Consider the following 26,471-nt stretch of genomic DNA (forward strand, 5'->3'; position numbering starts at 1 on the left):
CCTCCGTACCCGCGGGCGCGGCGACCCGCCCAAGGGCGACCGGCCACCCGCGCACCTATACTCGCGGAGAGGGAGCCGTTCGATGACGAGCAACAGCGCGCTCGGAGAACACCGCCGCGAAGGCGGGCCCGCACGGACCGAGGGCAGGGGTCTCGAGGAGGTCCTGCACGGTGCCGTCCGTGAGGCCCTGTTCCGGATGGACGCCGTGTCCGCGGCGGTCTATCTGCTGAGCCGGGACGCCTCCGAGGTACGGGCGGCGATGATCGCCGGGAGCCCGCCCTCCTGCTTCACGATGCCCTGTCGGATGGGCATGGACATGCCTCGGGCGTCCACCCGCGCCGTCGCAACGGGCAAGGTGGCCGTCCTGCCCGATCCCGACCCGGCCGACTCGGACCAGCCGTACGCCCTGCCGTACCCCTACGCGGCGCTGGCCGCCCCGGTCACCGCCGGCGGGCACCGCTTCGGCGCGCTCACCGTGCTGCGCCTGGAGAGCCACGGCGGCTTCTGTCCCACCGACCGCAGGATGCTGCAGGAGATCGCGGACGCACTGGCCACGGCCCTCGCCGGGCTCGCACGCGCCGGCACCGCCGTCGTCGCCGGCCCCACACCCGCCCTCGTGCCGGTGTTCCACTCGAGCATCCGCACCCCGGGCTGGGGAGTGCGCGGTGTCCCCGGCTCGGCCGGCGCCAGCCTGATGTACCCCCTGCGTCACTTCGCCGAGCAACTCAACCAGACCACGACGGTGGACCACCTCGTCGCGGCCGCCCGGGACTCCATCATGTCCCCGTTCGGCGCCCGCGCCCTGGTGCTGGCCTCGGTGCGTGCGGGGCGGCTGTGGGTGCTGGGGCACAGCGGACCGTCCTCCGCGATGGTCCGCGCCCTGCACGGCACCCGGCTCGGCGCGCGCACCCCGGCCGTGGAGGCCGTCCGCGGACACGCGCTCTTCCTGCCCGGGGGCCCGCCGCCGGACGCGGGCTCCGGCGGGCGGGATGCCGGGCCGCCGGGCGAGGCCTACCTGCCGCTCGTCGTCGGGGGCAGGCCCGTCGCCGTGGCATCCGAGGTGCACCCGCACGTCGTCGGCGTGTGCTGCCTCGAGTTCGCGGGGCCCCGCGAATTCGCGCCCGAGGAGCGGACGGTGCTCAGCATGATGGCCGGCATGCTGGGAGCGGCGGTGGAGCGCGTCGAACTGGGCACCAGGCAGCGCGAGGTCGCGGAGCACCTGCAGCGCAGGCTGCTGCCGTCCGGGCTCTCCGAGTTGCCGGGGCTCGCCACCACCGCGCGCTACCGGCCCGCCGTGACCACCGTCCAGGTGGGCGGCGACTGGTACGACGTGATCAAGGTGTCGGACGAGCGGATGGTGCTCGTCGTCGGCGACGTGGAGGGCCACGACCTGGACAGCGCAGCCGTGATGGGCCAGGCGCGCACCGCGCTGATCTCCTACGCCACCGAGGGCCACCGGCCCGCCCTGGTGATCGACCGGACGGGCAGACTGCTCGCCGGACTCGGCACGGAGCAGCTCGTGACGTGCTGCGTGGTCGCCCTTGACACCGGCGACGGCACCGCCGAGGTTGCCCTCGCGGGCCATCCCGCGCCGCTCGTACGACGGCCCGACGGAGGCGTCGACACCCTCGACGCGCCGGCGAACCTCCCCCTGGGCGTCACCGCACAGCACCCGTACCGGAGTTGTGAGCACACGCTGTCGCCGGGATCCGTGCTGATGCTCTACTCCAACGGCCTGACCGATTCCGCCCCCCGCGACCCCGGCACCTGCGCCGAGGACCTGCTCCGCGCCGGCGGCCGGGAAGCCGGGGCCGACCTGGAGCGGCTGGCCGACCGTCTGGTCGCCGAGGTCTCCGGCCCGCGGTGGCGCCGCGACGACGCGGTGCTGCTCCTGGCCCGCTACGAGGGCGCCGTGGGCAGGGGCGCGCCGCGGACGGCGAGCCTGCACGTGCAGCGCCGCGATCTGCACGGGGTCAAGGCGGCCCGCGCGTTCGTCGACCGGCAGTTGCGCTCGTGGGAGCTGACCGGCTTGTCGGAGACCTTCCAGCTGATCGCGTCCGAGATCGTGACCAACGCCCTGGTCCACGCGGGCAGCGACGTCGACGTCCGGCTGCGGGCCTTCGAGGACCACGTGCGGCTGGAGGTAAGGGACTCCGACGGCAACCCGCCCGTCCCCTCGCCGCTGGCGCTGGACGCGGAACAGAACGCCGAGGCCGAGCACGGCCGGGGCCTGCTCATCGTGGAGGCCCTGGCCGGGCAGTGGAACACCTCGCCCAACGGCCGCGGGAAGACCGTCTCGCTGGACCTGCCCATCCGGGACGGCTGACGGATCCGGCCGGGAACGGGTGGCCGGCCGTCAGTGCGGACGGTCGTGGTCGTGGTGGTCACCGCCGTGGGCCCCGTGATCCCCGTGGTCGTGGCCCGCGGGGCGGCCGGCCAGGGTCCGGGCGCGCGTGGTGACCTCGTCCGCGCGGACCACGTCTTGTTCGGTGAGCACGTCCTCCAGCGCGGCGAGCCAGAGCCGGTAGTAGTCCCAGGCCTCGTCCTCGGCCCGCCCGTCCTCCCAGGCCCGGATCCGGGCGATCAGCGCGGCCTGGAAGCGCGGCCAGGCGAAGGCCCCCGCCTCGTGCAGGCCCACGGCCATGCCGAAGGCCCGGCTCTCCCACGGCTCGGCGAAGACCAGTTCGCCGTTGGAGCGGGGCGGGGCGGCCGGTCCGTCGACGTCCAGGGGTGCGGTCACGGCGCCGTCACCTTCGCCACGCCGACCATGGCGTCCCGCGTCACCAGCGGCACGAGTTCCTCCTCGGTCAAGTGCTCTGTACCAGCGGGGCGTTCGGGCAGCACCAGCCAGCGCACCTCGCTGGTGGAGTCGCGGACGGTGATCCGTACGTCGTCGGCGAGGTCGAGTCCCATCTCGGAGAGCACCGCGCGCGGCTCCCGCACCACGCGCGAGCGGTAGGCGGGGTCCTTGTACCAGCTCGGCGGGAGGCCGAGCACCGGCCACGGGTAGCAGGAGCACAGGGTGCAGACCACCACGTTGTGGGTGGTGGGGGTGTTCTCTACGACGACGATGTGCTCGCCCTGCGGGCCGGTGAAGCCCAGTTCCGCGATGGCCGCGGTGCCGTCCTGGAGCAGCCGGCTCTTGTACAGCGGGTCGGTCCACGCCCTGGCGACGACCTTGGCTCCGTTGAGCGGCCCCACCCGGGTCTCGTAGGTGGCGATGATCGCGTCCATCGCCGCCGGGTCGATCAGGCCGCGCTCGGTGAGCAGTTGCTCGAGCGCCTCGGTGCGCAGGGCCGGGGCGAGGCGGTCGTCAGGACCGCTGGTGGGGGTCATGAGGGGGTCTCCAGGTAGCTCTCGAACAGCTCGGCGGTGACGGAGAAGGGTTCGGCGCCGGGGCCCCACAGTTCGCGGGATTCGAACCGGACCGAGTAGACGTGCTGCGGGTTCTCGCCCAGGAAGTGCGCGTGGGTGTCGGGAAGCAGCGCGGAGGGCTGTACGAGCTCCACGACGCCGCCGCGTCCGCGCAGGTAGCCCGGCAGCCGCGTGTGCCCGGGCGGGGACATGTCCCTCGCCCGCACCCGCTCGCCGACGGCGAAGGCCGCAGGGGTGTCCACGGTGCGGAGCGAGCCCGGGGCGGTGGGGGCGTAGTCGGGGCGGACCGGTTCGGGGGCCGGCGGCTCCGCGACGTGCTCACCGCGCAGGTTGCGGGCACGGGTCTCGACGGCGGTGGGCGCGAGGACGGCGGTCTCGGTGAGCACCAGCTCCGCGGCGTTCAGCCACCGGCCGAAGTAGCCCTCGTCCAGGTAGGCGGCGCGGTCCAGGCGTTCCGTGGCGTGCCGGAAGGCGTCCACGTTGTAACCGGCCACCCGGATGGACAGGAGCGCGAGCGCGAACGCCCGCGCCTGCCAGGGCTCCGCGAAGACCGGTTCGCCGGGTCGCGGCGGCCGGACGGGGCCCCATCCCTCGGTGCCCCCCATGTCGGCGATGCCCTCCATGGTGTGCCCTTTCGTGTGCCGGGATGACTGGCACACCAGCTTGGCCCCCGGGCGAACGCGGCTCCCGGCGACACGGCCCGCGCGCCGTCCGTTTCCATCCGATGGGCCGTCAGGCCCGCTCCCTACCGGGGGTCGAGGAACTCCCGGGCCCCGCGCAGACGTGTGCGTATGAGCCTTTGGGTGGCGCTGCTGTCGAGGCGGACGTCGAGGGGACCGGGAACGGGGCCGCCGGCGCGGCGCCCGGTGGGCAGCGCGGTGGCGTCGAGTCCGTCGCGGCGGGCGATCAGTGCGCCGAGTTCGTGGCGGCTGAGGGCGTCCGTCCCCGCGAGGTGGAACACCCCGGACGCGTCGGACACCGCGAGTTCCCACAGGGCGGCGGCGAGGTCGCGGACGTGCACCGGGCAGCGGACGTCGTCGGTGAACAGCCCGCCGTCGCGCACCCCGGCGGCCAGGTCGTGGACCAGGCGCTCGTGGACGGATCCGCCGTCGCCGATGATCAGCGAGGTGCGCGCGACCACGGCGGAGGGCACCAGCAGCCGCACCGCGGTCTCGGCGGCGGCCTTCGCCGCGCCGTACGGGGTGACGGGGTCGGGCAGGCAGTTCTCGTCGTAGTGGACCCGGTCCCCGGAGAAGACGGCGTCGCTGGAGACGTGGACCAGGCGGCAGCGGTGTTCCGCCGCGGCCATGGCCACCCGGACCGAGCCGTCGGCGGTGACTTCCCAGTCGCCGTACCCGCTGGTGGCGTTGACGACGGCGTCGGGGGCGACCTCGGCCAGCACCTCGGCCGTGCCGCCGGGGGCGCGGAGGTCGAGGTGGTGCCACGGGACGCCGGGAACGCCGCCGGGGCGGCGGGAGCGGTACGTCGCGGCCGTCTCGAACCCCGCGGCCACGGCCTGCCGTACGAGTTCCCTGCCCAGGAAGCCGCTGCCGCCGACGATGAGGACCTTCACCTGCCCCACGGTAGGGCAGCCGCACGGCGGGTGGGCCCGTCCGTTCCCGGAACGTCGAGGGCACGGGGGAAACCCGGAGTCGCGGAGTCGTGGCGGCTGCGGCTGCGCCTGCGGTACGGAGTCCTCGCGGAGGGCAGTCCGCACGGCTGGCAAGACGTCGACGGCCCTACCGAGATCACCCGGCACGAATTCGAGTCGACCTGGGCCGCTGCGCGAGAGATCCTCGACGCGAATCGCACCGAGGAGACGAGTTGATCACGGAGTACCAGCAGAAGCTGCGCGAGCGCTACCTCGCCGCCCCCGTCATGCCGGCCCCGGAGCCGTGGCAGACGGTACTTGACCGCAGAACCCCCATCGGCGGCCTGCTCGGCATCGGCTTCGCCGTCCACCCCGACAGCGGGCACGACCTCGCCATGGTCGTCTCCGGCGACGGCCACGGGCTCTTCGACGCGGTCACCGGCGAGAAGATCGCCCGCGACCGGGACCCCGACCCCGACACCAGCACCCCCGACGCCCACCCAGACCTCACCTGCCCCGGTCTCGGCCCGATCGAGGGCACCCAGGTCCGCATCGCCGGTCTCTTCGGCGGCGGCCTCCACAGCACCACCCCCGACGGCTGGACGCTGGACGTCGTCAGCCCGGAATGGCCCCACGACCGCGTCATCCTCTCCGCTGACGGCGGGACCCGCAAAGGCCCAGTGGGAGAGGCATGGTGGCATGTCTTCCACTCGGAGTACTCAGAACTTCGCACCGCCGGATTCTCCCCCTCCGGCCTCACGCTGGCCGTCGCCACCAGCAGCGACCTCACTCTCTGGACCCGACAGCGGCTCCACTGCGCCGACTGAGTGGAAATCCGACACCAAGGGCAGGAGGGGGCAGATGAACCGGGCAGCCCTGGCCGAGATGCTCAAGGAACAGACCACAGCCTGCGAACCCACGTCGAAGGCACGGACGGAAACCCGGAGTCGCGCGTCGTGCAGGCAGCGGCGGGGGCTCGGGGTCGGCCCGGCCGTCCTCAGCGGTTCCTGACGGGGCGGTTCCCCGTCACACGCCCGGGAACGTGTCGTGCGCGGGGCGCCGCTGCGGGGGGACGGTGCCGGGCGGGGCGCCTGCGGCCCGGGCGCCGGTGGTGTTCCACGCCTTGATGACGGGGCGGCCGTGCTCGGTGCCGAGCCGGCTGACGGTGCCGGTGTCCAGGGCGAACAGGGAACCGGCGGAGGGCGGCAGCCCGAGGCGGCGGGCGGTGAGGACGCGCAGGATGTGGCCGTGGGCGACGAGCAGTACGTCGCCCGCGCCGGGGTCGCGCAGCAGCGGCTCGACGCGCGCGAGCACGCGGTCGGCGCGGCGGCCGACGTCCTCGGGGCTCTCCCCCGGATGGTCCGTGGGCCCGGGGGCCACACCGTCGGTCCACAGGTTCCACGACGGGCGGGTGCGGTGGATCTCCGCGGTGGTCACGCCCTCGTAGCCCCCGTAGTCCCATTCGCTCAGGTCCGGGTCGACCGAGGCACCGGACACCCCGGCCAGTTCGGCGGTGCGTACGGCGCGGCGCAGGGGGCTGCTCAGGGCCAGGGCGATGTCGTGCCCGCCGAGCAGGTGGGCGACGCGGGCGGCCTCGCCCTCGCCGTGCGGTGTCAGGGGCAGGTCGGTGTGGCTGGTGTGCTGTCGGGACAGGGTCCACGCGGTCTCGCCGTGGCGGAGCAGGAGCAGGTCGCCCATGGTCGTTCATCCACTTTCGGCACGCAGGAGGGGTGGTCCGGGTGAGGCGGTGCGGAGCCCGCGCCGACGGGCGCGGGCTCCGGCGGTGACTAGGCCTTGTCGCCCGCGGAGGTGACGGCGTGGCCGCCGAACTGGTTGCGCAGCGCGGCGATCATCTTCATCTGCGGGGAGTCGTCCTGGCGGGACGCGAAGCGCGCGAAGAGCGACGCGGTGATCGCGGGCAGCGGCACGGCGTGGTCGATGGCGGCCTCGACGGTCCAGCGGCCCTCGCCCGAGTCCTCCGCACGACCCCTGAGTTCGTCGAGGTGCTCGTCCTCGTCGAGGGCGTTGACGGCCAGGTCCAGCAGCCAGGAGCGGATGACGGTGCCCTCCTGCCAGGAGCGGAACACCTCGCGCACGTCGGTGACCGAGTGGACCTTCTCCAGCAGCTCCCAGCCCTCGGCGTAGGCCTGCATCATGGCGTACTCGATGCCGTTGTGGACCATCTTCGCGAAGTGGCCGGCGCCGACCGCGCCCGCGTGGACGAAGCCGAAGTCACCGGCGGGCTTGAGGGCGTCGAAGACCGGCTGCACCTTCTCGACGTGCTCGGCCTGCCCTCCGACCATGAGGGCGTAGCCGTTCTTCAGGCCCCAGACGCCGCCGGAGACTCCGGCGTCGACGAAGCCGATGCCCTTGGCGGCCAGTTCCCCGGCGTGCTTCTCGTCGTCCGTCCAGCGGGAGTTGCCGCCGTCGACAACGATGTCGCCCGGCTCGAGGAGGCCGCCCAGCTCGTCGACCACGGACTGCGTGGCGGCGCCGGCCGGCACCATCACCCACACCACGCGCGGTGCGTCGAGCTTGTCGACCAGTTCGGTGAGGCTGCCGACGTCGGCCAGGTCCGGGTCCCGGTCGTAGCCGACGACGGTGTGGCCGGCGCGGCGGATCCGCTCGCGCATGTTGCCGCCCATCTTGCCGAGGCCGACGAGTCCGAGTTGCATGTCAGGTGCTCCTTCTGTGTGTCTCACGGGTGTGTGGCCGGCGGGCGGCGCGCACCCCGGGGTCCGGGCGGCGCCGCCGTGGAAGTCCCCGGGTCAGTCGCCCCGCAGGGTGCGGTACGCGGCCACCAGGGCCGCGGTGGAGGGGTCGAGGCCGGGCACGTCGGCGTCGCCGGTCACGGCGGGTTCGACGCGCTTGGCGAGGACCTTGCCGAGTTCGACGCCCCACTGGTCGAAGGAGTCGACGTTCCACAGGGCGCCCTGGACGAAGACCTTGTGCTCGTAGAGCGCGATGAGCTGGCCGAGGACCGAGGGGGTCAGTTCGGTCGCCAGGACGGTGGTGGTGGGGTGGTCGCCGCGGAAGGTCCGGTGCGGGACCTGCTCCTCGGGCACGCCCTCGGCGCGGACCTCGTCGGCGGTCTTGCCGAAGGCGAGCGCCTGGCCCTGCGCGAACAGGTTGGCCATCAGCAGGTCGTGCTGGGCGGTGAGTTCGGGGCTCAGTTCGCCGGCCGGACGGGCGAAGCCGATGAGGTCCGCCGGGATCAGCCTCGTGCCCTGGTGGATCAGCTGGTAGTAGGCGTGCTGCCCGTTGGTGCCGGGCGTTCCCCACACGACGGGGCCGGTCTCCCACTCCACCGGGTTGCCGTCGCGGTCCACGGACTTGCCGTTGGACTCCATGTCCAGCTGCTGCAGGTAGGCGGTGAACTTGGACAGGTAGTGGGAGTACGGCAGGACGGCGTGCGACTGCGCGTCGAGGAAGTTGCCGTACCAGACGCCGAGCAGACCGAGGATCAGCGGGGCGTTGGCCTCGGCGGGCGCCGTGCGGAAGTGCTCGTCGACCGTGCGGAAGCCGTCGAGCATCTCGCGGAAGCGCCGCGGGCCGATGGCGATCATCAGGGCGAGGCCGATCGCCGAGTCGAAGGAGTAGCGGCCGCCCACCCAGTCCCAGAACTCGAACATGTTGTCCGGGTCGATGCCGAACTCCGTGACCTTGCCGGTGTTGGTGGACAGGGCGACGAAGTGCCGGGCGACGGCCTTCTCGTCCCCGCCGAGCCCGTCCAGCAGCCAGCCGCGCGCGGAGGTGGCGTTGGTGATCGTCTCGATGGTGGTGAAGGTCTTGGACGCCACGACGAACAGCGTCTCGGCCGGGTCGAGGCCCTGCAGGGCCTCGTGGAGGTCCGCGCCGTCGACGTTGGAGACGAAACGGAACGCCAGCGACCGGTCGGTGTACGGGCGCAGCGCCTCGTACGCCATGGCGGGGCCGAGATCGGAGCCGCCGATGCCGATGTTGACGACGTTCCTGATCCGCCTGCCGGTGTGGCCGGTCCACTCCCCGGAGCGGACCCGGTCGGCGAAGGCGGACATCTTGTCGAGCACGGCGTGGACCCGCGGCACGACGTTCTCGCCGTCCACCTCCACGACGGCGTCCCGGGGGGCGCGCAGGGCGGTGTGCAGGACGGCCCTGCGCTCGGTGACGTTGATCTTCTCGCCGCGGAACATGGCGTCGCGCAGCTCGAACACGCCGGTGGCGGCGGCCAGGTCGCGCAGCAGGGCGAGGGTCTCGTCCGTGACCAGGTTCTTGGAGTAGTCGATGCGCAGGTCGCCGACCTCCACCGTGTAGCGCCGCGCGCGTGCGGGGTCCGCGGCGAACAGCTCGCGCAGGTGCGGTCCCGGCCGGCCGGCGGCGCGGTGCTCCGCCAGCGCGGCCCACTGCGCGCGGTGGCTCGGCTTGGGTGTGTCAGGCATCGTGCTTCTCCTGGTTCTCGTGCTGGTGCTCGCTGTGCGGCGGCACCGGAGCGGCCTTCGTGGAGCGGGCCTTCGCGGCGGGGGCCTTCGCCGGAACCGCCTTCGCGCGGGGCGCCTTGACCTCGGCGCGGAGCGCGGCGGCGTAGGCCTCGTCGGGGTCGAGACGGCGGAGCTCCTCCGCGATGAGCTCGGCGGTGGTGCGCACCTTCAGCGCGAGAGCGCGAGTGGGCTGGCCGGGGATGGACAGCCGGGCCACGGCGCCCTCGGGCCGGTCGATGATGACGTCGCCGTCCGCGGTGCGCAGCCGGACCGCGGTCACGACGGGCCCGTCGGTGACGACGCGTTCGACGGGCACGCGCAGCCGGTCGGCGAACCAGCGGGCCAGCAGTTCGGCGCTGGGGTTGTCGGCCTCGCTCTCCACGACCGCGGAGATCACCCGGGCCCCGGCCTGGTCCAGCGCGGCGGCCAGCATGGAGCGCCAGGGCGTCAGCCGGGTCCACGCGAGGTCGGTGTCGCCGGGTGCGTACGCATATGCGCGGGCGGCCAGCCGCTCCAGCGGGCGGTCGACGGCGTAGGCGTCGGTGATGCGGCGCTGGGCGAGCGCGCCCAGCGGGTCCTTCGCCGGTGCGTCGGGGCCGTCCGCGGGCCACCACACGACCACGGGGGCGTCGGGCAGCAGCAGCGGCAGGACCACGGAGTCGGCGTGCTCGGCCACTTCGCCGAACAGCCTCAGGAGCACCGCCTCGCCGGATCCGGCGTCCGAGCCGACGCGTACCTCGGCGTCGACGCGGGAGGGGGTGTGCCGGCGGGTGGTGCGCGACGGCCGCCTGATGACGACGAGGGTGCGCGAGGGATGCTCCTGCGCCGCCTGCTCCGCCGCCTTCAGGGCGTCGTGGGCGTTCTCCTCGTCGGTCACGACGACCATGGTCAGGACCATGCCGACGGCGGGGGAGCCGATGGCGCGGCGGCCCTGGACCAGGGCCTTGTTGATGTGGCTTGCCGTGGTGTCGGTCAGATCGATCCTCATGGCCTGCGCCAGCTCCGTCCGTCTCGTGCGAGCATCTCGTCGGCTTCCGCGGGGCCCCAGCTGCCCGCGGTGTACTGCGCCGGCCTTCCGTGCGTGTCCCAGTGCCGCTCGATCGGGTCGAGGATCTTCCAGGACTCCTCGACCTCCTGGTGGCGGGGGAAGAGGTTGGCGTCACCGAGCAGCACGTCGAGGATGAGCCGCTCGTACGCCTCGGGGCTGGACTCGGTGAAGGACTCGCCGTAGGCGAAGTCCATGGTCACGTCGCGTATCTCCATCGACGTCCCGGGCACCTTCGAGCCGAAGCGCACCGTGATGCCCTCGTCGGGCTGGACGCGGACGACGATCGCGTTCTGGCCGAGTTCCTGCGTGTCCCCCGGGTCGAACGGCGAGTGGGGGGCCCGCTGGAAGACGACCGCGATCTCGGTGACGCGGCGGCCCAGGCGCTTGCCGGCGCGGAGGTAGAAGGGGACGCCCGCCCAGCGGCGGTTGTCGATGCCCAGCTTGATCGCGGCGTAGGTGTCGGTGGTGGAGGCGGGGTCGATGCCCTCCTCCTCCAGGTAGCCGAGCACCTCCTCCCCGCCCTGCCAGCCGTGCGCGTACTGGCCGCGCACGGTGTGCGCGCCCAGGTCGCCGGGGAGCCGTACGGCGCGCAGCACGTTCAGCTTCTCGGTGAGCAGGGACTCGGCGTCGAAGGAGGCGGGCTCCTCCATCGCGGTCAGCGCGAGCAGCTGCAGCAGGTGGTTCTGGATGACGTCGCGTGCGGCGCCGATGCCGTCGTAGTAGCCGGCGCGGCCGCCGATGCCGATGTCCTCGGCCATCGTGATCTGCACGTGGTCGACATAGGAGCGGTTCCACAGCGGCTCGAACATCGTGTTGGCGAAGCGCAGCGCCAGGATGTTCTGGACCGTCTCCTTGCCCAGGTAGTGGTCGATCCGGAACACCTGCTCCGGGGCGAACACCTCGTGGACGAGCGCGTTCAGTTCACGGGCGCTGGCCAGGTCGTGGCCGAAGGGCTTCTCGATGACGGCACGCCGCCAGGAGCCCTCGGGGGCGTCGGCGAGGCCGTGCTTCTTCAGCTGCCGGACGACCTTGGGGAAGAACTTCGGCGGCACGGAGAGATAGAAGGCGTAGTTGCCGCTGGTCCCCCGGGCCGCGTCCAACTCGTCCACGGTGACGGCCAGTTGCTTGAACGCCACGTCGTCGTCGAAGTCGCCGGGGATGAAGCGCATGCCCTCGGCGAGCTGCTGCCAGACCTCCTCGCGGAACGGCGTACGGGCGTACTCCCGCACCGAGTCGTGCACGACCTGCGCGAAGTCCTGGTCGGCCCAGTCCCGGCGGGCGAAGCCGACGAGCGAGAAGCCCGGCGGCAGCAGCCCGCGGTTGGCCAGGTCGTAGACGGCCGGCATCAGCTTCTTGCGGGACAGGTCGCCCGTCACACCGAAGATCACCAGGCCGGACGGCCCCGCGATGCGCGGCAGCCGCCGGTCGGACGGGTCGCGCAGGGGGTTGGACCACGGGGTGCCGGGTCCGGTCGTGTCCTTGCTCATCGCGCGTCGGCTCCCTTGCCGTTCAGTGCGGTTGCGACGGCCTGCAGCAGTTCGGCCCAGGCCGCCTCGAACTTCGCCACGCCCTCGTCCTCCAGCTGCCGGACGACCGCGTCGTAGGGGATTCCCAGCCGTTCCAGGGCCGTCAGATCGGCCCGGGCCCGGTCGTAGTGGCCGGTGACGGTGTCACCGTCGACGCGGCCGTGGTCGGCGACGGCGTCGAGGGTCGCCTCGGGCACGGTGTTGACCGTTCCCGGTGCGACGAGTTCCTCGACGTACAGCGTGTCGCGGTACGCCGGGTCCTTCACTCCGGTGGAGGCCCACAGGGGCCGCTGCTCGTGGGCGCCGGCCGCGGCGAGCGCGGCCCAGCGGCCGCCGGTGAAGAACTCCCGCTGCGCCAGGTACGCCAGCCGGGCGTTGGCGAGCGCGGCCCTGCCCTTCAGGGCCGACGCCTCGTCCGTGCCCAGTTCCGTCAGCCGCCGGTCGACCTCCGTGTCGACGCGGGAGACGAAGAAGGATGCGACGGAGTGCACGGTGGACAGGTCGATCCCGGCCGCGCGGGCCTTCTCCAGGCCGGCCAGGTAGGCCTCCATGACCTCGCGGTGGCGGTCCAGGGAGAAGATCAGCGTGACGTTCACGCTGATGCCGAGACCGGTGACCTCCGTGATGGCCGGCAGGCCCTCCGTGGTCGCCGGGATCTTGATCATCACGTTGGGGCGGTCGACGAGCCGGGCGAGCCGCCCGGCCTCGGCGACGGTCGCCTCCGTACGGTGGGCGAGGCGCGGGTCGACCTCGATCGAGACCCGGCCGTCCCGGCCGCCGGTCGCCTCGTACACCGGTCGCAGGACGTCGGCCGCGGCACGGACGTCGGCGGCGGTCATCGTGCGGACGGCCTCGTCCGGGGTGACGCCGCGCGCGGCCAGGCCGGCGAGTTCCTCCCGGTAGTCCTCCCCCGAGCCGATGGCGGCCCGGAAGATGGACGGGTTCGTGGTGACGCCCACCACACGTCCCGACGTGACGAGCCGGGCCAGGTCGCCGGAGGCGATGCGTCTGCGTGACAGGTCGTCGAGCCAGACCGAGACTCCCTCGGCGGCAAGTCGCTGCAACGGTTCCGCGGTTGCGGTTGCTTCTTCGTTCACTGTGATCATCTTCTTTCTGCGCTCGCATCAACCGCGACGGGCCCCAAACGATTCCCGGCCGCCGGAACCCGATTTCCGCAGGTCGCGGGGTGTCCCGGCAGGGATGACCGTCCGGGCCTCGGGATCGTGACGAGGCGGCGAAGATCACACATCGCGCGGGTGACGAGCGGGCCCGCCCGCGCTTCGCACCACCGCCCCGAACGGCGGCTCGTCACCCGCGGCCGGCCTGCCCGGCACCCACGAGGCCGCCGGAGAGGTACTCCTCCTCGTGCACCCCCGTACGCGGACCCTCGGCCGCCCACAGCCGCAGTCGCGCGTCGTACAGCCAGTACGCCGCGATCGAGGGAGCGACGTCCATGATGTCGGCTATGTCCTGGTATTCGAAACCTTCGACCGACGCGAGGTACACGGCGAACCGCTGCTCCTTCGGCAGCGCGAGGAGCGCGGCCCGGACGTCCGCCTCGGGCAGCAGCACGAAGTCGTCCAGCGCCAGGGCGCGCACACCGTACGGGACCCCGGACTCCGGCGGCAGCACGCACACCTCGGGGTGGGGGCCGATGAACGCGGCCGCCAGCAGGTCGTAGAGCCAGGCCCGGTGGTCGACACCGCCGAGGAGCCGCGGGAACGCGGCGTGGGCCCGCATGAAGACCTCCAGCACGAGCTCCTCCGCCTCGGCCGGGTCGCCCGTGACGCCTGACGCGGCCCGGTACACGGGGTCCAGGTGGGTGAGCACATCACGCTCGAAGCGGGCCGCGTACCCGAGGGAGTCGTCGTCGCCGAGGGGCAGCACCGGTCCGTCGACGGCCGGCCGTGCCTGCGAGGTGCGGAGGGTCCTGCGGTGCCGGCCACTGCCGGGGCCCGCACCGCTCCCCCGCCCATACGGCTCGCCGTCCGCGCGCCGGCCCCGGTGCCGGCCACCGCCCGGGCCGGCTCCCGTGTACCGGATTCCGGCGGTGGGCTGGGCGTTCGTCAGCGACTGAGGCATGTGCGTCTCTTTCCGGGATGGCTTGCGGAGTCGGTCCGGCGGCGCGGGCAGGGGTCGCCGGACCGCACGGTTCGGCGCTAATTGCTTCGCGCAGCAAATATATATCCTTCGCGAAGCAAGTAAAGTGGGGGGCATGCCCGACACCACACACCACCCGGAGCCAGTCCCGGAACTTCCACATCCACTCAATTCGGACGAAGAAGACCTTATGCGGTCCCTCAGCCGCGTCATCTACGCCCTGCCCCGCGCGCTGGACGCCGACATGTCCCGCGAACAGCGGCTGCCCCTCATCGAGTACCAGGCACTGATGAACCTCTCGGAGGCTCCGGGCCGGCAGTTGCGGATGAGCGACCTCGCCACCGCCTGCGAGATGTCGCTCAGCGGCATGACCGGCGTGGTGCACCGGCTGGAGGGCCAGGGGTACATCCGGCGGGTCAAGTGCGCGCGGGACGGCAGGGGCTGGAACGCCGTCCTCACCGACACCGGGCTGGCCCGCCTGGAGGAGGCCTGGCCGTCCCACCTGGCCTCCATGCGCCGCCACTTCCTGGACCACCTCGCGGGTCTCGACCTCCGGGCGCTCGGCGCGGCGCTGCGCGCCGTGGCCACCTGACCCGCGGCCGCCTTTCCCGAGGTCAGGGCCGCGCCGACGGGCCCCGGCCCGCGCGGTCGTGCGGAGGCCCGATCTCGCGCCGCCGCGTCCCGGACGTGCATACTCAGGCCCTGCGGGCGCGCCGGCACCCGCGACGATCGGGAGGTGCGCGATGGTGTCGTCGTCGGGAACGGAATCCCGGAGGGTCACGATCCATGACGTCGCCCGGTCCGCCGGGGTGTCCCGGCAGACCGTGTCGCGGGCGCTCAACGACAAGGACGAGATCGACGGCGCGACCAAGCAGCGTGTCCTCGACGCCGCCCGCGAACTCGGCTACCGGCCGAGCCGCTTCGCCCGCGGCCTGGTCCGGCAGGACACCACCACGATCGGACTGGTCATCCCCGACCTGCTCAACCCCTTCTTCACCGAGGTCGCCGCGGCCGCGCTGGAGGCGGCCCGGGCGCGCGGCTGGCACGTCGTCGTCTACGACACCGGGGACCGCGCCGAGGAGGAGTTCGGCACCCTTCAGGTGATCGCCTCGCAAGTGGACGCGGTGGTCGGCTACTTCAGCTGCTCCGAGCACGACCTCGAACGCTTCACCCGCGGACTGCCCGTGGTGCTCATCGGCCGTGAGCACCACACGGGGCGGTTCAGTTCGATCCGCATCGACGGCGAGGAGGGCGTCCACACCGCGGTCGCGCACCTGGTCGCCGCGGGGCACCGGCACATCGGCATGCTCGACCACGACGGCCGCGCCGAGCCGAGCGTGCGGCGTGAGTGGTTCGCGACGGCCGCGGCGGCCCACGGGATCGCCGTGGACAGGGTGGTCGGGGCCCCGCAGTCGGCCGACGGCGGGGGGACGGCGCTCAGGAAACTGCTCGGCGCGCACCCCGAGGTCAGCGCGGTGTTCACCTTCAACGACATCATCGCGATCGGCGCCCTGCGCGAGGCGCGCCGGCTGGGCAGAAGCGTCCCCGAGGACCTCGCCGTGGTCGGCTTCGACGGCCTGCAGCTCGGCACGCTCGTCGAACCCCCGCTCTCCAGCGTCGCGCTCGACACGCGCCGCCTCGGCGCGCTCGCCATCGACCAGGCCGCACGCCTGCTGACCGGGCTGGAACCGCTCGGTGCCGACGACCTCGTCGTCCGGGCGCACCTGCGGCTGGGCGGCTCCGCTTAACCTCCCGGACCCGTGCGCGCCGCAAACCCTTGACACTTGAAGCCACCGGAGCGCACACTTCCGAACAATTCTCAATCAGCCCGTGAGCGTTCACGTGAACGCTCACGTGAACGCTCACGGGACCAGAACAACCGGTTTTGCCCCTACTTGCGACGGGCGTTCGGTGCTTGCGCCGGAAACCCGTTGCGCTTGTGTCCCTTCTCAGCAGCACGTCCCGCCTGAGGTGTCAACGTCGACCCGTCTAGCGACCTCGCTAGTCGTCCTCCGGAACGGAAACCATGAGCAGCACAGTCACGCGCATCCGCCTCGCCGCCGTCGCCGCGGCAGCCAGCATCGCCGTACTCGCCGGATGCTCATCGCCGGCTCCTTCGGGTAACAGCGCAGCGGCAGACTCCTGCGCGCCCGCGAAGGGCAAAGTCACCCTCCAGTACTGGAACACCGTTCCCGGCATGGACGAAGTCGTCGCGCTGTGGAACAAGAAGAACCCGAACATCCAGGTCGAGACGAAGAACATCTCCAACGACCAGTACGGCACCATCGGCAACGCCCTCAAGGCGGGCAAGGCGCCGGACCTCGCGCAGGTCGGCTACGACGAACTGCCCAACCTGCGCACCCAGGACGCCTTCACGGACGTCTCCGCCTGCAAGTCGGCCACCGGCGCCAAGTCGGCGTTCGTGCCCTGGACCTGGTCGCAGGCCAGCTTCGGCGGCACCGGGGTGTTCGCCATGCCGCAGGACACCGGCCCGATGGCCCTGTACGTGCGCAGCGACATCTTCAAGAAGCACGGCCTGGAGATCCCCAAGACCTGGGACGAGTACGCGACCGAGGCGCAGAAGCTGCACAAGGCGGACCCGAACCTCAGCATGACGTTCTTCGACCCGAACAACGCCGAGTGGTTCAACGGGCTCCTCTGGCAGAACAGCGCCGAGATGTACTCCTACTCCGGCGACAAGTGGCACGTCACCGTCGAGTCCGAGCAGAGCAAGCAGGTCGCCGACTACTGGCAGAAGCTGATCGACGCCAAGCTGGTGCGGACCGACCTCGCCCACGGCTCGACCCAGATGTACACGGCGTACCAGAAGGACCAGATCGCCACCTACGTCGGCGCCGCCTGGGGCTACAGCATGTTCCGCGACAACCTGCCCAAGCAGGCCGGCAAGTGGTCGATCGTGCCGATGCCGACCTGGGGTACGAGCGCCGCGTCCGGTGACTGGGGCGGTTCCACGGTCGCCTTCATGAAGGGCGGCAAGCACCCCTACGAGTCGGTCAAGTTCAACACCTGGCTGAACACCGACCCGGAGGCCCTGGCGCTGGAGAACAAGCTGGGCGGCCTCTACCCGGCCGCCACCGCCGGTCTGGCGCTCCCCGCGCTCTCCCAGGGTGTGCCGTACTACAACAACGAGAAGATCTTCGACGTCTTCGCCGACTCGTCCACGAAGATCGACACCGGTTTCACCTGGGGCCCGACCCAGAAGACGGTGAACCTGGCGCTGCAGGACGCGATGGCCAAGGCGGCCGCCGGTGACGGCACCGTCGGCGACGCGCTGACGGCCGCCCAGGACGCCGCGCTGAAGTCCATGAAGGACCAGGCGATCCCGGCCGCGGCAGGCGAGTGACCGCGGCATGACCGACCTCGCAACCCGCGCGACGCGCGTGGTGGCGACCACCGAGGGGCGCCGCCGCCGTCACAACGGCGGCGGCCCCCGGGCGGGCACCATCGCCGCGTTCGTGACCCCGTTCTTCGTGCCGTTCGTCCTCTTCTACCTGGTGCCGATCGGCTACGCGCTCTGGCAGAGCCTGCTCGTCGTGCGCCGCACCGGCGGCCAGTACGGCACCTCGTACACGACCTTCGGCGGCTTCGAGCAGTACACCCAGGTCTTCCAGAACACCGAGTTCTGGGGCAGCATCGGGCGCATCGGGCTCTTCGGCGTCGTACAGGTGCCGGTGATGCTCTTCGTCGCGCTGGTGATGGCGCTGCTGCTCGACACTCCCCTGCTCAAGCTCAAGTCGTTCTTCCGCATCGCGGCCTTCATGCCGTACGCCGTGCCCGGCGTCATCGCCGCGATCATGTGGTCGTACCTCTACTCGCCGCAGCTCAGCCCGGTGGTCGACCTGCTCAAGGGCGTGGGCCTCCAGCCCGACTTCCTCGGTCCGGGCGCCGTGCTGTGGTCGGCGGCGAACGTGTCGACCTGGCTCTGGACCGGCTACAACATGCTGATCATGTTCTCGGCGCTGCAGTCGATCCCGCAGGAGCTCTACGAGGCGGCCAAGCTCGACGGCGCGAGCAACTGGGCGATCGCCTGGCGGATCAAGGTGCCGATCATCGCCCCGTCGGTCGTCCTGACCACGGTGTTCTCCATCATCGGCACGCTGCAGCTGTACGCCGAGCCGGCCGTGCTGCGGCAGATCTCCTCGAACATCTCGAGCACCTTCACCCCGAACATGCTCGCGTACACGGTGGCCTCCGGGAACAACTACCAGCAGGCGGCGGCGATCTCCGTGGTCATCGCCGTCATCACCTTCGTCTTGAGCTTCGGGTTCATGCGACTGACCTCGAAGAAGGCGGGACTGTGAGCGACCGGACCACGAGCACCCAGGCCCCCGACCGCGAGAGCCGGATCAGCCGCACGGCCGCCATGGCGCTGATGTTCCTGCTGGCGGTCTACTTCCTGCTGCCGGTGTACTTCCTGGTCGTCGCGGCGACCAAGCCGCAGGGCGATCTCGCCTCCACCAACGGCCTGGCCTTCTCGCACTTCGACCTGTTCGGCAACCTCGACACCCTCTTCACCCGCAGCGACGGAATCTTCGGGCGCTGGGCACTGAACAGCGTGCTGTACGCGGTGCTGGGCGCGGCCGTCGGGACCCTGATCTCGGCGCTGTGCGGCTACGCGCTCGCCAAGTTCAGGTTCCGGGGGCGGGAGTTCCTCTTCTCCGTCATCCTCGGCGGGATCCTCGTTCCCACCACCGCGCTCGCGCTGCCGCTGTTCCTGCTGTTCTCGGCGACCGGGCTCGTCAACACCTACCTCGCGGTGTTCCTGCCCAGCATCGTCAGCCCGTTCGGCGTCTACCTGGCCCGGATCTTCGCCGCGTCCGCCGTCCCCCAGGAGATCCTGGAGTCGGCGCGGCTGGACGGTGCCGGGGAGTTCCGGACGTTCTTCTCGGTGGCGTTCAAGCTGATGACGCCCTCTCTGGTGACCATCTTCCTGTTCCAGTTCGTCGCCATCTGGAACAACTTCTTCCTGCCGATGGTGATGCTGCAGAAGGAGTCGCTCTTCCCGATCACGCTCGGCCTCTACCAGTGGAACGGCCAGACCGCCCGCGCCCCGCTGCTGCAGGAGTCGGTGATCACCGGTTCGCTGGTCTCGATCCTGCCCGTGATCGTGGTGTTCATCCTCCTCCAGCGCTTCTGGCGCACCGGACTGGCCGCCGGCTCGCTCCGATAGCCCCGTACCCCCCCTTCTCCGTTCTCCCCTTCCCCGCCGCCCCACCAGCACAGAAGGTCCCGTTCCCATGCCCAATTCCGCCGTATTCGTGCCCCACTTCCACTGGGACCGGGAATGGTACGAGCCCTTCCAGGTCTTCCGGCACCGACTCGTCGCCGCCCTCGACACCGTGCTGGAGACGGCCGAGACGAACCCGGACTTCCGCTTCACCGTCGACGGGCAGATGGCCGCGCTCGAGGACTACCTGGAGATGCGGCCGGAGAACCGCGAGCGCGTCACGGCCCTGGTCACCGAGGGCCGGCTCGCGATCGGGCCGTGGCTGATCCTGCTCGACGAGTTCCTCTGCTCGGGCGAGACCATCGTCCGCAACCTGCAGATGGGGTGGGCCGCCGCGGCCGAACTGGGCGGCTCCATGCCCATCGGCTACCTGCCGGACATGTTCGGCCACGTCGCCCAGATGCCGCAGATCCTGGCGCGCGCGGGCATCGAGCACGCGGCGCTGTGGCGCGGGGTGCCCGGCTCCGTCGACGGCCACGCCTTCCGCTGGCGTGCCCCGGACGGCTCGGAGGTGCGCACCGAGTTCCTCTTCGACGGTTACGACAACGGCCTCGACGTGCTGCTGGTGCCCGACCAGATCGGGCGCGCGCTGGGCGAGTACGCGGAGATGACGGCCGGCCGGTGGGGCGGCGACCCGGTGCTCGCGATGGCGGGCACCGACCACAACGCACCGGACCCGCGGCTGGCCGAGTGGCTGCGGCAGGCCTCGGGCGGGGAACGCGCCATCACCATCGCCACGCTCGACGAGTACATTCGCAAGCACGTGCGCGACGAGGTCCCGGCGGTCGTCACCGGCGAACTGCGCAGCCATGTGCGCGGCAACATCCTGCCGGGCGTGCTCTCGGTGCGGCGCGGGCTCAAGCGCCGGATGGCCGTCGCCGAGCGCACCGTCGACCATGCCGAGCGGATGAACGCGCTGTGGTCCACGCGTGACGACTCGCCGTTCCTCTCGCTCGCCTGGCACAAGATCATCGAGTCGAGCGCCCACGACTCGGTCGTCGGCTCCGGCACGGACGAGACCGCCGACCAGGTCGAGGCGCGGCTCGCCGAGGCCGCGCACGCCGCGCGCGCCGTCCGGGACGCGGCGCTGGCCGGACCGGCCGCCCGCGTGCCCGCCGACGGCCACCTCGTCGCCAACCCGCTGGCCACCCCCCGCACGACGCTGGTCGAGGTCGACGTCATGGCCCCGCCCGAGGGGTCCGTCCTGGTCGCGACCGCGGCCGACGGCTCGGAGCACCCCGTGCAGCTGGTGGCGGAGGCGCCGACCGTGCTCAGCGACGAGCGCATGGACGCCTCGCAGCTCGAACGCGTACTGCGCCGCATCCACCGCCGCGAGTTGTTCGGCCGGCAGATCGACCACTACGAGCTCACGGCGGGGTCGCTCGTCTTCCACCTCGCCGAGGTGCCCTCCAGCGGGCCGTTCGACCTGCTGATCCTGCGCCGCGAGGTCGCCGCCGCGGCAGCCGCGCACCCGGGTGAGTGGCGGGTGCTGACACTGGAGGAGGCACGGGCGACCGCGCTGGTGCCGGTCGCCGTCCCGGCCTCCGGGCTCGCGAGCTTCACGGTGGCACCGGCCGCGCGGGCGGCCGCGCCGGCCATGGCGTTCGCGCCGGCGACGGCGACGGCCGGGGCGCTGTCGAACGGGCTGGTCGAGGTCGTGATCGCCTCCGACGGCACCCTGGAGGTGACCGGGGCGGACGGCACCGTGCTGCGCGGGGTCGGCCGTCTCGTCGACGGCGGAGACCGCGGCGACAGCTACAACTACGGCCCACCGGCGCACGATCTGCTCGTCTCGGAACCGACGGAGGTCGCCGTCGAGCTCCTCGAGAACGGCCCGCTGCGGTCGAGGGTGCGCATCACCCGTGTGTACGCGTGGCCCGCCGCGCTCTCCCCCGACCGCGACGTGCGCGCCGGCCGGACCGTGCCGACGCCGGTCGAGACCCTGGTGGAACTGCGTGCGGGCGAGCCGTTCGTGCGCGTCACGACCTCGTTCCTGAACCAGGCCGCCGACCACCGGCTGCGCTTCCACGTGCCGCTTCCCCGGCCGGCGGCCGTCTCGGCGTCGGCCGGGCAGCTCGCCGTCACCGAGCGCGGGCTCACCGCCGAGGGCGGCTGGGGCGAGTACCCGATCCCGACCTTCCCCGCGAGCACCTTCGTCTCGGCCGGCGCGGCCACCGTGCTGCTCGACCACGCCACCGAGTACGAGCTCACCGGCGAGGGCGCCGAACTCGCCGTCACCCTGCTGCGCGCGATCGGCTCGATCAGCGTCAACATCCATCCGCTGCGCGACGAGCCGGCGGCGAGCGAGATCCCCGCGCCGGGGGCCCAGGACCTCGGGGTGCGCATCGAGAACCGTTTCGCGATCGTGCCCTCGGCGACCGGCTGGCAGGACGCGGACGCGGTCGCCCTCGCCGAGGAGTTCCGCAACGACGTGCTGGTCACCCGCGGTACCGCGCCCGCCGGGGAGCGGCTGCCCGCCGACACCGCCGGCGTGCGCGTCGACGGCACGGACGTGTTCGTCTCGGCCCTCCGCCGCGTCACCGGCGGCGACCTCGGCGCCGGCACCGAGGTGCGGCTGGTGGCGATGAGCGATACGGGCGCCACGGCCCGCGTCACCGGCGCCTTCACCCGGGTGACCACCGTCGACCTGCTCGGCCGGCCGCTGGCCACCGAACCCGCGGAGGGCGGCCTCGAACTCGCCCTCGGCCCGTGGGAGATCCGGACGATCGTGCTCCGGTAGCGGTCGCGGACCCGACCGCCACCGCACCCCGGATCCCCCCTCCGCTACCAAGAAAGAGTTGTGACCTCTTGCCCTCCCAGCTCTCCGCGTATGTTTCGGACACCACCCCAGGGCGTGGCGCGCTGCGCCCCGCGCGCTCGTGGCTGCACTCCGACGCCCCCTCCCGCTCCCTCAACGGGCACTGGCGGTTCCGGCTCTCGCCCACGGCGACGGCGGCGGAGGACTTCGCGGCCGAAGGATTCGACGACGGCGGCTGGGACGGCATCCCGGTGCCCTCCCACTGGGTGCTCCAGGGCGACGGGGCCTACGGCCGGCCGATCTACACCAACATCCAGTACCCCTTCCCCGTCGACCCGCCCCACGTACCGGACGAGAACCCCACCGGCGACTACCGCCGCCACTTCGACCTGCCCGCCGACTGGACGCGGGCCGAGCGGGTCGTGCTGCGGTTCGACGGGGTCGAGTCGCTGTTCAAGGTCTGGGTGAACGGCGACGAGATCGGCAGCGCCTCCGGCAGCCGGCTCGCCCACGAGTTCGACGTGACCTCGTCCGTGCGCCCGGGCGACAACGTCGTCGCGGTGCGGGTGCACCAGTGGTCGGCGGCGAGCTACCTCGAGGACCAGGACCAGTGGTGGCTGCCGGGCATCTTCCGCGACGTCACCCTGATCGCGCGGCCGGCCGGAGGCGTCGAGGACGTCTGGCTGCGCACCGGGTTCGAGCAGGGGCGCGGGTGGATCGACCCGGTAGTCACCGCGGGGGCGGCGGCCTTCCCCGTCACCCTCCGCATCCCCGAACTCGGCGTCGAGCGGGTCTGGGTCTCCGCCGCCGAGGTGGCCCCGTTCGAGGTCGACGGCGTCGAGCCCTGGTCGGCCGAAGTGCCGCGGCTGTACGAGGTCACCGTGGCCTCGGCCGCGGAGACCGTCACCGTCCGGACGGGCTTCCGCACCGTCGAGATCCGCGGCGACCGGTTCCTCGTCAACGGCCGCCGCGTCGTCTTCCACGGGATGAACCGCCACGAGACCCACCCCGAGCGCGGCCGTGTCTTCGACGAGGCGCACGCGCGCGAGGACCTGGCCCTGATGAAGCGGTTCAACGTCAACGCGATCCGCACCAGCCACTACCCGCCGCACCCGCGGCTGCTCGACCTCGCCGACGAACTCGGGTTCTGGGTCGTGCTCGAGTGCGACCTGGAGACGCACGGCTTCGACAAGGACGGCGCCTGGGCCGGCAACCCCAGCGACGACCCGGCGTGGCGCGAGGCGTACCTGGACCGTGTCCGGCGCACCGTGGAACGGGACAAGAACCACCCCAGCGTCGTGATGTGGTCGCTCGGCAACGAGGCGGGGACGGGCGGCAACCTCGCCGCGATGTCGGCGTGGGTCCACGCCCGCGACGCGGGACGCCCCGTGCACTACGAGGGCGACCACGCCGGCGCGTACACGGACGTCTACTCGCGCATGTACGCGTCGGTGGCGGAGACCGAGCAGATCGGGACGGACGGCTCGCGCGCACCCCTGCAGGACTGCACCCCCTCGCAGGGCGCGCGGCAGCGCACCAAGCCGTTCCTGCTGTGCGAGTACGCCCACGCGATGGGCAACGGGCCCGGTGCCCTCGACCAGTACGAGGAGCTGGTGCACCGGCACCCGCGCCTGCACGGCGGGTTCGTCTGGGAGTGGCGCGACCACGGCATCCGGGCGACGGCACCGGACGGCACGCCCTACTACGCGTACGGCGGCGACTTCGGGGAGGTCGTGCACGACGGCAACTTCGTGATGGACGGGATGGTGCTCAGCGACGGCGTCCCGACCCCCGGTCTCCACGAGTTCAAGGCCGTCGTGCAGCCGCTCCGCTTCACCTTCGACGGCGACGGCGACGGCGCGGTCACGGTCGCCAATCTGCGGCACTCGGCGGACACCTCGGACCTGCGCTTCCGCTGGCGCGTCGAGCACGACGGGAGGCCCGTGGACTCCGGGGACCTGGAGGTGCCCGTCGTCGCGGCCGGCGGGTCGGCGCGCGTGCCGCTGCCGCGGATCGCGGTGTCCCTGGAGTCGGAGACATGGCTCACCGTGGACGCGGTCCTGGCCACCGGCACCGTGTGGGCGGGCGAGGGGCATGTGGTCGCGACCGCCCAGCTGGACCGTTCGGCGCGGCGTACCGCGCCCGCCGTCCGGCTGCCGGCCGACTGGCGGCGGAGCGACGGGACGCTGACGCTCGGCATCGCCGAGTTCGCCGAGGGGGCCCTCGTACGACTCGCCGGGCGCGCCGTGGCGGGCCCGCGCCTGGAGCTGTTCCGTGCCCCGACCGACAACGACGAGGGCACCTCGGGGGTGGCCGAGGAGAGCGACGCCCACGTCCCCGGGGTCTCCAACGCCGAGCTGTGGCGGCGCGACGGCCTGGACCGGCTGACCTCGCGGCTGCTGTCGGTGGAGACCGCCGCGGACGCCCTGCGGACCGTCGCCAGGGTCTCCGCGGCGGACTCCGCGTCGTCGGTGACGGTGGAGACGGTCTGGTCCCTGGAGGGCGACGAGCTCGAACTGCGCGTGGAGATCGAGCCGTCGGGCGGCTGGACGACGGTGTGGCCGCGGATCGGCGTCCGGTTCGACCTCCCCGACGGCGCAGCTCCGGTCGACGGGGCCGAGTGGTTCGGCCTCGGCCCGCACGAGTCCTACCCCGACAGCCTTCGTGCGGCGCGCACCGGCCGGTTCTCCGCCGGTGTCGACGACCTCTCGGTCGACTACGCGCGCCCCCAGGAGACCGGGCACCGCTCCCGGTGGCGGGAGCTGGAGCTGACCAGTGGCGGCGCCGGAGTGCTGCGTTTCGCGGCCGTCCCGGACGTGCAGGGCCGCCTGCCCGGCTTCACGCTCAGCCGTCACACGCCGCAGCAGATCGCCCGGGCGGCGCACCCGTTCGAGCTCCCCCGGTCGGCGACCAGTCACCTCTTCGTCGACGCGGCCCAGCACGGACTCGGCTCCCGGGCGTGCGGACCCGACGTGTGGCCGGAGTTCGCGCTCCGCCCGCAGGCCCGCACGATCAGGCTCCGGATCACGGCGGGCTGACGTGTCCGCGTCCGCCCGGGTCCCGTGTCGGCGACGGGCCCCGGGCGGACGGGTCCAGGGGGACGGTGCGGGGAAGGCGGATCCCCTCCGTCCCGGGTTCAGCCCGGTCCGCAGCGGTCGAGTGCGGCACGAACCCGGCGGAGCCCCTCCGCTCTCCAGTGGTCCCGGTCGGGCATCCGGTCGTCCCGGCGCCAGCGCCAGGCCGAGAACATCGCCCAGTTCAGGGCGCGGCACCGGTGGATCAGTTCGTGGTCGGCCCCCGCGTAGTGCTCTGCCACTTCTTCGGGCGCATGGGCGAGATCGAACTCGACCGGCCCGCGGCAGCACGTGGCGAGGTCCACGAAGAGCGGACCCCTCCATGTGCTGAGGAGGTTGCCCGGATGCGGCTCGCCGTGCAGCAGTTGCTCGCCGGCCCTGTCGATGCCGACCGCCGCGCTAAGAGCGGCCAGTGTGCCGCGGAGGAACTCCCGGTCGGCGTCGGACAGCTCGGGGGATCGCTCCCGGTCGTCGACTTCTCCCAGTGCCAAGGCGACTCGATCGGTGACATGCGGTGCGTCCAGGTCGATCCGGCGCAGGGCGGCATGGTGCCGCAGGAACGCGTCCGCGTAGTCGGCCGGAGCGATCCGCGATCCCACAGGTTCGTAGTACGTCCAGAGCGAGACGGCGAAGGCGTCACGCACATGGACGCGGGGGTCGACCCTGGGGTCGAGCTCGGCCACGGGAGCGTCGACGCCGGCGAGGATGCGGGCGACCGCCACTTCGAACTCGGAATCGGCCAGATGGCCCGCGGGGGCGACCCTGGCCAGCACACCGCAAGGGACGAGATGCAGCGCGACACGGTCCGAGTCGTGGACGACGACCACGTCGTCGACCTTCAGGCCCAGCTCCGAGGCGGTCGCCCGTGCCGCCTCGACCGCGCGGCGGAGTTGCGACGGCTCCATGACGTCCTCCCTTGTTGTCGGGCACACCACACATACGCCTGGGGCGTTCGAGCGGTCCGGAGGAAGGCGGGTGCCACATCGAGTCCTTCGATCCCGCCGAGCCGTCGCTGACGTTGCCCTCCCGGGCACTCTCGCGTCCCGGCAGGAGATCCTTCTCCACCTCGACGAGCGTCGGCAACATGTTTGGGCCGGCCTTCCGCCGGGCGGTGGTCAGGAGGCGGTGCAGGTGAAGGCGGCGCCGGTGGGCTGCGCGGTCTGCCCGGCGGGCAGGGAGTCGAAGGTGTAGGTGTCCCCGGAGCGCAGCGGGACGGGCTGCTCCCAGCGGCCGGCCGAGGCGTTCCAGGTCAGGAAGTGGTTCGCCTGCGTACCGCCGTTCACGCGGTAGTGGA

General features: G+C 72.3%; 22 protein-coding genes. 9 read left to right on the top strand and 13 right to left on the bottom strand.

Features of this window, described 5'->3' with window-relative positions; all coding sequences use genetic code 11:
* Positions 1 to 82: 82 nt before the first annotated feature.
* Complete coding sequence (locus tag OIE69_RS03850) at positions 83 to 2,326, top strand: SpoIIE family protein phosphatase (protein WP_326570500.1); 2,244 nt, start codon at positions 83 to 85, stop codon at positions 2,324 to 2,326.
* Positions 2,327 to 2,356: 30 nt separating this feature from the next.
* On the opposite strand, the gene OIE69_RS03855 is transcribed toward OIE69_RS03850, so the two are convergent.
* The 4 genes from OIE69_RS03855 to OIE69_RS03870 all read right to left on the bottom strand — a co-directional run bounded on the left by OIE69_RS03855 (position 2,357) and on the right by OIE69_RS03870 (position 4,948).
* The gene (locus OIE69_RS03855; RefSeq protein ID WP_326570501.1) at positions 2,357 to 2,740 is read right to left on the bottom strand and encodes a nitrile hydratase accessory protein; all 384 of its coding nucleotides are present in this window, start codon (positions 2,738 to 2,740) and stop codon (positions 2,357 to 2,359) included.
* On the bottom strand, positions 2,737 to 3,336 hold the full coding sequence (gene nthA, locus OIE69_RS03860) for a nitrile hydratase subunit alpha (protein WP_326570502.1): 600 nt from the start codon (positions 3,334 to 3,336) through the stop codon (positions 2,737 to 2,739). Before nthA ends, OIE69_RS03855 begins: the two co-directional genes overlap by 4 nt.
* Positions 3,333 to 3,998 carry a nitrile hydratase subunit beta gene (nthB, locus tag OIE69_RS03865; RefSeq protein WP_326570503.1) on the bottom strand — a complete coding sequence of 222 codons (666 nt, stop codon included), beginning with the start codon at positions 3,996 to 3,998 and terminating at the stop codon, positions 3,333 to 3,335. Before nthB ends, nthA begins: the two co-directional genes overlap by 4 nt.
* A 122-nt stretch (positions 3,999 to 4,120) precedes the next feature.
* Positions 4,121 to 4,948, bottom strand: a complete 828-nt coding sequence (locus OIE69_RS03870; RefSeq protein WP_326570504.1) for an SDR family oxidoreductase — start codon at positions 4,946 to 4,948, stop codon at positions 4,121 to 4,123.
* A gap of 251 nt (positions 4,949 to 5,199) precedes the next feature.
* Between OIE69_RS03870 and OIE69_RS03875 the strand changes: the two genes are divergently transcribed.
* Complete coding sequence (locus tag OIE69_RS03875) at positions 5,200 to 5,793, top strand: hypothetical protein (RefSeq protein WP_326570505.1); 594 nt, start codon at positions 5,200 to 5,202, stop codon at positions 5,791 to 5,793.
* 199 nt (positions 5,794 to 5,992) lie between these two features.
* Here OIE69_RS03875 and OIE69_RS03880 read toward each other — a convergent pair whose 3' ends face one another.
* The 7 genes from OIE69_RS03880 to OIE69_RS03910 form a co-directional block, all read right to left on the bottom strand.
* Positions 5,993 to 6,664, bottom strand: a complete 672-nt coding sequence (locus OIE69_RS03880) for a histidine phosphatase family protein (RefSeq protein ID WP_326570506.1) — start codon at positions 6,662 to 6,664, stop codon at positions 5,993 to 5,995.
* A gap of 89 nt (positions 6,665 to 6,753) precedes the next feature.
* Complete coding sequence (gene gnd, locus OIE69_RS03885) at positions 6,754 to 7,641, bottom strand: phosphogluconate dehydrogenase (NAD(+)-dependent, decarboxylating) (protein ID WP_326570507.1); 888 nt, start codon at positions 7,639 to 7,641, stop codon at positions 6,754 to 6,756.
* A 93-nt stretch (positions 7,642 to 7,734) separates the two neighbouring features.
* The gene (gene pgi / locus OIE69_RS03890) at positions 7,735 to 9,384 is read right to left on the bottom strand and encodes a glucose-6-phosphate isomerase (RefSeq protein WP_326570508.1); all 1,650 of its coding nucleotides are present in this window, start codon (positions 9,382 to 9,384) and stop codon (positions 7,735 to 7,737) included.
* Positions 9,377 to 10,411 carry a glucose-6-phosphate dehydrogenase assembly protein OpcA gene (opcA, locus tag OIE69_RS03895; protein WP_326570509.1) on the bottom strand — a complete coding sequence of 345 codons (1,035 nt, stop codon included), beginning with the start codon at positions 10,409 to 10,411 and terminating at the stop codon, positions 9,377 to 9,379. Before opcA ends, pgi begins: the two co-directional genes overlap by 8 nt.
* On the bottom strand, positions 10,408 to 11,958 hold the full coding sequence (zwf, locus tag OIE69_RS03900; RefSeq protein WP_326570510.1) for a glucose-6-phosphate dehydrogenase: 1,551 nt from the start codon (positions 11,956 to 11,958) through the stop codon (positions 10,408 to 10,410). Before zwf ends, opcA begins: the two co-directional genes overlap by 4 nt.
* The gene (gene tal / locus OIE69_RS03905) at positions 11,955 to 13,103 is read right to left on the bottom strand and encodes a transaldolase (protein WP_326570511.1); all 1,149 of its coding nucleotides are present in this window, start codon (positions 13,101 to 13,103) and stop codon (positions 11,955 to 11,957) included. Before tal ends, zwf begins: the two co-directional genes overlap by 4 nt.
* Positions 13,104 to 13,305: 202 nt before the next feature.
* On the bottom strand, positions 13,306 to 14,079 hold the full coding sequence (locus OIE69_RS03910) for a sigma factor-like helix-turn-helix DNA-binding protein (protein ID WP_326570512.1): 774 nt from the start codon (positions 14,077 to 14,079) through the stop codon (positions 13,306 to 13,308).
* A gap of 208 nt (positions 14,080 to 14,287) precedes the next feature.
* Between OIE69_RS03910 and OIE69_RS03915 the strand changes: the two genes are divergently transcribed.
* From OIE69_RS03915 to OIE69_RS03945, 7 genes are all read left to right on the top strand, one after another.
* Positions 14,288 to 14,689: a MarR family winged helix-turn-helix transcriptional regulator gene (locus OIE69_RS03915; protein WP_326570513.1), complete on the top strand. Its 402-nt coding sequence runs from the start codon at positions 14,288 to 14,290 to the stop codon at positions 14,687 to 14,689.
* A gap of 151 nt (positions 14,690 to 14,840) precedes the next feature.
* A complete protein-coding gene (locus OIE69_RS03920) occupies positions 14,841 to 15,845 on the top strand; it encodes a LacI family DNA-binding transcriptional regulator (RefSeq protein ID WP_326570514.1) in 1,005 nt (334 codons plus the stop codon).
* Positions 15,846 to 16,123: 278 nt separating this feature from the next.
* Positions 16,124 to 17,461, top strand: a complete 1,338-nt coding sequence (locus tag OIE69_RS03925; protein ID WP_326570515.1) for an ABC transporter substrate-binding protein — start codon at positions 16,124 to 16,126, stop codon at positions 17,459 to 17,461.
* Positions 17,462 to 17,468: 7 nt separating this feature from the next.
* Entirely contained in the window at positions 17,469 to 18,419 is a 951-nt protein-coding gene (locus tag OIE69_RS03930; RefSeq protein WP_326570516.1) for a carbohydrate ABC transporter permease, read from the top strand.
* Between the two features lie 62 nt (positions 18,420 to 18,481).
* Complete coding sequence (locus OIE69_RS03935; protein ID WP_326580961.1) at positions 18,482 to 19,288, top strand: carbohydrate ABC transporter permease; 807 nt, start codon at positions 18,482 to 18,484, stop codon at positions 19,286 to 19,288.
* Between the two features lie 67 nt (positions 19,289 to 19,355).
* Positions 19,356 to 22,085, top strand: coding sequence for a glycoside hydrolase family 38 N-terminal domain-containing protein (locus OIE69_RS03940; protein ID WP_326570517.1), 2,730 nt, complete (start codon positions 19,356 to 19,358; stop codon positions 22,083 to 22,085).
* Between the two features lie 68 nt (positions 22,086 to 22,153).
* The gene (locus OIE69_RS03945) at positions 22,154 to 25,141 is read left to right on the top strand and encodes a glycoside hydrolase family 2 TIM barrel-domain containing protein (protein ID WP_326570518.1); all 2,988 of its coding nucleotides are present in this window, start codon (positions 22,154 to 22,156) and stop codon (positions 25,139 to 25,141) included.
* Between the two features lie 98 nt (positions 25,142 to 25,239).
* On the opposite strand, the gene OIE69_RS03950 is transcribed toward OIE69_RS03945, so the two are convergent.
* Both OIE69_RS03950 and OIE69_RS03955 read right to left on the bottom strand, forming a co-directional pair.
* On the bottom strand, positions 25,240 to 26,082 hold the full coding sequence (locus OIE69_RS03950; protein ID WP_326570519.1) for an aminoglycoside phosphotransferase family protein: 843 nt from the start codon (positions 26,080 to 26,082) through the stop codon (positions 25,240 to 25,242).
* Positions 26,083 to 26,292: 210 nt separating this feature from the next.
* Positions 26,293 to 26,460, bottom strand: coding sequence for a hypothetical protein (locus OIE69_RS03955; RefSeq protein ID WP_326570520.1), 168 nt, complete (start codon positions 26,458 to 26,460; stop codon positions 26,293 to 26,295).
* Between the last annotated feature and the right edge of the window lie 11 nt (positions 26,461 to 26,471).

Source organism: Actinacidiphila glaucinigra (genome assembly GCF_035918135.1).
Classification (GTDB): Bacteria; Actinomycetota; Actinomycetes; order Streptomycetales; family Streptomycetaceae; genus Actinacidiphila; species Actinacidiphila glaucinigra.